This is a genomic window from Streptomyces phytophilus (assembly GCF_013870535.1).
In the GTDB taxonomy this organism is placed as follows: Bacteria; Actinomycetota; Actinomycetes; order Streptomycetales; family Streptomycetaceae; genus Streptomyces; species Streptomyces phytophilus.
Genome location: NZ_JACBXC010000415.1, coordinates 1 through 4,684, shown reverse-complemented (window position 1 = coordinate 4,684; position 4,684 = coordinate 1). Strand labels below are relative to the sequence as shown.

6 protein-coding genes are annotated in these 4,684 nt (G+C 71.9%); 5 read left to right on the top strand and 1 reads right to left on the bottom strand.

The annotated features are described in order from the left end of the window. The coding region (locus tag H5J30_RS18190) for an inositol monophosphatase family protein (protein ID WP_181788469.1) at nucleotides 1-724 on the top strand (724 nt) is incomplete at its 5' end. Between the two features lie 156 nt (nucleotides 725-880). Here the strand turns inward: H5J30_RS18190 and H5J30_RS18185 are convergent. After that, nucleotides 881-1,057 (bottom strand): hypothetical protein, encoded by a 177-nt coding sequence (locus H5J30_RS18185; protein WP_164492590.1) that lies wholly within the window; start codon nucleotides 1,055-1,057, stop codon nucleotides 881-883. Between the two features lie 291 nt (nucleotides 1,058-1,348). Between H5J30_RS18185 and H5J30_RS18180 the strand changes: the two genes are divergently transcribed. From H5J30_RS18180 to H5J30_RS18165, 4 genes are all read left to right on the top strand, one after another. Beyond that, on the top strand, nucleotides 1,349-2,002 hold the full coding sequence (locus H5J30_RS18180; protein WP_181788468.1) for a response regulator transcription factor: 654 nt from the start codon (nucleotides 1,349-1,351) through the stop codon (nucleotides 2,000-2,002). 28 nt (nucleotides 2,003-2,030) lie between these two features. After that, nucleotides 2,031-3,299 (top strand): sensor histidine kinase, encoded by a 1,269-nt coding sequence (locus H5J30_RS18175; protein WP_181788467.1) that lies wholly within the window; start codon nucleotides 2,031-2,033, stop codon nucleotides 3,297-3,299. A 316-nt stretch (nucleotides 3,300-3,615) separates the two neighbouring features. Next, the gene (locus H5J30_RS18170; RefSeq protein WP_018838171.1) at nucleotides 3,616-3,915 is read left to right on the top strand and encodes a DUF4193 domain-containing protein; all 300 of its coding nucleotides are present in this window, start codon (nucleotides 3,616-3,618) and stop codon (nucleotides 3,913-3,915) included. An 8-nt stretch (nucleotides 3,916-3,923) separates the two neighbouring features. After that, on the top strand, nucleotides 3,924-4,684 hold a 761-nt coding region (locus tag H5J30_RS18165; RefSeq protein WP_181788466.1), incomplete at its 3' end, for a hypothetical protein.

Below are 4,684 nucleotides of genomic sequence, written 5' to 3'. Positions count from 1 at the left end.
CAGCAGGCCCGCCGACCTCGCGGTGGCGGCGACGAAGTCCAGCGCCATCGACGTCGTCACCGAGATGGACTTCGCCGCCGAGAAGCTGATCACCGGCTTCCTCGCCGAGCGGCGGCCCGCCGACGGGATCCTGGGCGAGGAGGGCGCGAGCAGGGCCGGCACCAGCGGGGTGCGCTGGGTCGTCGACCCGATCGACGGCACCGTGAACTACCTCTACGGCCGCCCCGACTGGTCGGTCAGCATCGCTGCCGAGTACGCGGGGGAGGCCGTCGCCGGCGTCGTGGCGGCGCCGATGCGCGGCGAGACGTACCACGCCGTACGCGGCGGCGGCGCCTTCGTCGACGGCGCACCGGCGCACTGCCGCCCCACCCCGCCGATGGACCAGGCGCTGGTCTCCACCGGCTTCAACTACGTCCACGGCGTACGCGCGCACCAGGCCGAGGTGGCGCGGCAGCTCATACCCCGGGTACGCGACATACGCCGCGGCGGCTCCGCCGCGATCGACCTGTGCGACGTGGCCTGCGGCCGGCTCGACGGCTACTACGAGCGCGGCCTGAACCCCTGGGACCTGGCCGCGGGCGACCTCATCGCCCGCGAGGGCGGCGCGCTGACCGGCTCCCGGCCGGGCGGGCGGCCGGACGGCGACCTGACCGTCGCGGCGGTGCCGGGGCTCTTCGAGCCGCTGCAGCGGCTGCTGGACGAGCTGGGCGCCTGGCACGACTGACGGGACCCGCCCGCTCGGGCCGTACCGCCGCCACCTCCCGGCCCGTACCCCGAAACACCCGCGCCACCGCCCCGACGCCTCCCGGACACCTCCGGACAGTGCGGCGCCCCGGCACCGTCGGGTGCCGGGGCGGTGTGGTCGTGGTCGCCGGGCGGGTCAGACTCCGGAGCCGGCGCCGACCTCGACGCCGTGGTCGGCGGCGAGCCGGCGCAGATCGTCCAGCTCCTCCTGCTCGACCTCGACACCGAACTCGTCGCCTTCCTCGCGGGCGCGGTCCAGCTCGTTCTCGGCCTTCTTGATGCGCTGCAGAATGCCAGCGGTGAAAGCGTCCATTGTGTGCGCCCCCTCGTCGTCGGGTCGAGGCACTTGGGGGTGTGCCGACGGTTCAGATCACGGAGACCGTCCCTCCGGCTACAGCCTGTGTGCCGTGCCGGAAAAGGAGGCTGGGAAACGTGATCGGCGGGTGTGGAATCGTCCTCCCCGCCGTACCCGGGGTGGAAACATCGGATCCGCAGAATCTTTGGGTGCCCGGCTGCTTACCACCGGTTTACGCACATTGCAGGCAGGATGGAGCTGTTCCGCGGCACCGATCCGTGCCCCTACGCACTACGAGAGGACCCCGCCGTGCGCGTACTCGTCGTCGAGGACGAGCAGCTGCTCGCCGACGCGGTGGCCACCGGGCTGCGCCGGGAGGCGATGGCCGTGGACGTCGTCTACGACGGCGCGGCGGCCATCGACCGCATCGAGCTGAACGACTACGACGTCGTGGTGCTCGACCGCGACCTGCCGCTGGTCCACGGCGACGACGTGTGCAGCAAGGTCGTCGAGCTGGGCCTGCCCACGCGCGTGCTGATGCTCACCGCGGCGGGCGACGTCCGCGACCGCGTCGAGGGACTGGAGCTGGGGGCCGACGACTACCTGCCCAAGCCGTTCGCCTTCAGCGAACTCACCGCGCGGGTGCGCGCCCTCGGCCGGCGCAGCACGCAGGCGCTGCCCCCGGTGCTGGAGCGGTCCGGGATCAGGCTCGACCCGGGCCGCCGGGAGGTCTACCGGGACGAGCGGCTGGTGCAGCTCGCGCCGAAGGAGTTCGCGGTGCTGGAGGTGCTGATGCGCGCCGAGGGCGGCGTCGTCTCCGCGGAGCAGCTGCTGGAGAAGGCATGGGACGAGAACACGGACCCGTTCACCAACGTCGTACGCGTCACCGTCATGACGCTGCGCCGCAAGCTCGGCGAGCCCCCCGTGATCATCACGGTGCCCGGCTCGGGTTACCGCATCTGACGCCCCCACGCACCCGACGGATGGCCCCATGGACGACAACAGACGCTCCGCGTCCGACGAGCTGCCCGCCGGCACCCCGCCCAAGCCCACCTGGGACCCCCGGGAGGCCGCGGCGCCGTACTGGCTGCGCCCGACCATCCGGATACGCCTCACGCTGATCTACGGTGGCATGTTCCTGATGGCCGGCATGGTGCTGCTGGCCATCATCTATCTGCTGGCCGCCACCGCCCTGGACAGCTTCGCGACCCCGTTCAAGCTGCTGGAGAGCAGCGGGACGGTGCAGGTGGCCAGCGGGCCGTGCCCCGAGGTCTCGGACGCGAAGACGTACGACCAGTTCAACGGCATCCTCGAAGCCTGCATCGAGCGGCGGCGCCAGCTCGCCCTGGACTCCCTGCTGCGCAAGTCGCTCCTCGCCCTGCTGGGGATGACGGTCCTGGCCTTCGCCTTCGGCTACGTCGTCGCGGGCCGCGTGCTCTCGCCGCTCGGCCGCATCACCCGCACCGCCCGCAGCGTGGCCGGCTCGGACCTGCACAAGCGCATCGAGCTGGACGGCCCCGACGACGAGCTGAAGGAGCTGGCCGACACCTTCGACGACATGCTCGACCGCCTCGATCGGGCGTTCAACTCCCAGCAGCGCTTCGTCGCCAACGCCTCGCACGAGCTGCGCACCCCGCTGGCGATCAACCGCACCCTGCTGGAGGTGCAGCTCTCCGACCCGGAGGCGTCCCCGGAGCTGCAGCAGCTCGGCAAGACCCTGCTGGCCACCAACGAGCGCAGCGAGCTGCTGGTGGAGGGCCTGCTGCTGCTCGCCCGCAGCGAGAACGAGATCGTCGACAGAAAGCCCGTCGACCTCGCCGAGGTGGCCTCCCAGGCCATGGACCAGGCCCGCGGCGAGGCGCAGACCAGGGGCGTCGAGCTGCGCGGGGTGCGCAAGCCCGCGTACGTGCAGGGGAACGGGGTGCTGCTGGAGCGGGTGGGGCTGAACCTGGTGCAGAACGCCGTGCGGTACAACGTCCCGGAGGGGGGCTGGGTCGAGGTGGGGACGGAGGCGCAGCCCGGCGTCGCCGTACTGACGGTCGCCAACACCGGACCGGTCGTTCCCGCGTACGAGGTGGACAACCTTTTCGAGCCGTTCCGGCGGCTGCGGACGGAGCGTACCGGCAGCGACAAGGGGGTAGGACTGGGGCTGTCCATTGTGAGATCCGTCATCCGTGCGCACGGCGGGACGGTGACCGCACAGCCGCGCGAGGGCGGTGGCCTGGTGATTCGCGTCGCCCTGCCCATGCAGACTGTGTGATACGTCACATTACGGAAAACCCGCCCGTGTGCGCTGCGTCATCGCCGTATTCCGGGAAAAGCCCGTAAGATCCGCGTTTCCGCAGGATGCGGTCACGGGAAGTACACGGGGTGGCGTGCACGAGAAGGGCGCGGGACCGCGTATGGTCCCTTTCGCCATCCGGCCGCGATCACCCCTGCGGGGGGCGGCTGGGTGTCGATTGAGTAACAGACCTTGATGTGAGGCAAAATCTCCGCTTCGGGTCGGGCACAAGACCGGCCTCTCATGCGTTACGTGCGCTGGAGACTCACTGACCACCCGGAGGGGGAGAGCGAGAATGGCAACGGACTACGACACCCCACGCAAGACAGACGACGACGTCAACGAAGACAGCATCGAAGAGCTGAAGGCGCGGCGCAGCGACAAGTCGGCCGCCGCCGTCGACGTCGACGAGTTCGAGCAGAACGAAGGGCTGGAGCTGCCCGGTGCGGACCTCTCGAACGAGGAGCTGTCCGTGCGGGTCCTGCCCCGCCAGGAGGACGAGTTCACCTGCATGAGCTGCTTCCTGGTGCACCACCGCAGCCAGTTGGCCGCGGAGAAGAACGGCCAGCCGATCTGCCGCGACTGCGCGGCCTGAGGCCGGCCGTGGCCCCCATGGCCGGCGCCGGACCCGCCGGGCCGAAGACCGGGATCCTGCAGCGGACGCGCCCCGACCGGCGCGTCCGGGCGGCGCTTGAGCGGGTGGCGGACGCCATCGTGCACACGGCGCCGCGCATCCCGGTCCGCGACCTGGCGACCCTGCGCCGGCAGTTCCCCGGGCTCGGCCCGGAGGAGATCGCCGACCGGCTGATCGCCGGAGCGGTGAAGGGGAGCGCCACGGTCGGCGCGGGCATCGGAGCGGCGGCGATGATGCCCGCGCCGCCTGCGATGCCCGCCGAGCTGGCCGCCGAGATCGTCGGGGTGGCCTCGATAGAGCTGAAGCTGATCGCCGAGCTGCACGAGGTGTACGGGGTACGGGCGGTGGGCCCGGCGCGGCAGCGGGCCATGGCGTACCTCGGCGCCTGGACCGACGAGCGCGGCATCGACACGGCCAGGCTCGTGAGCTTCGACGCCGTACTCGGCGGCCCCATGCGCCGCCGGCTGCGGCAGCAGGTACTCAAGCGCACCGTGCGGAACCTGCCGACCCTCGCCCCGTTCCTCCTGGGCGCGGCCGCCGGTGCGCTGATGAACCACAGGGACACCCGCAACCTCGCCGAGCGGATCCGCGACGACCTGCGCGCCCGCCAGGTGCCGTGGGACGCGCTCCCGGCCGGGGACCCGGGGTCCGCGGCGTCCGGGGGCTCCGCGGGCCGTACAGGCGCGGACAGGGCCGTGGAGGCCGGATCGCACAAGGGCGACCCGGCGGC

Coding starts and splice junctions, on each gene's coding strand:
- H5J30_RS18170 (WP_018838171.1), top strand. CDS start 3,616: ATGGCAACGGACTACGACACCCCACGCAAGACAGACGACGACGTCAAC.
- H5J30_RS18175 (WP_181788467.1), top strand. CDS start 2,031: ATGGACGACAACAGACGCTCCGCGTCCGACGAGCTGCCCGCCGGCACC.
- H5J30_RS18185 (WP_164492590.1), bottom strand. CDS start 1,057: ATGGACGCTTTCACCGCTGGCATTCTGCAGCGCATCAAGAAGGCCGAG.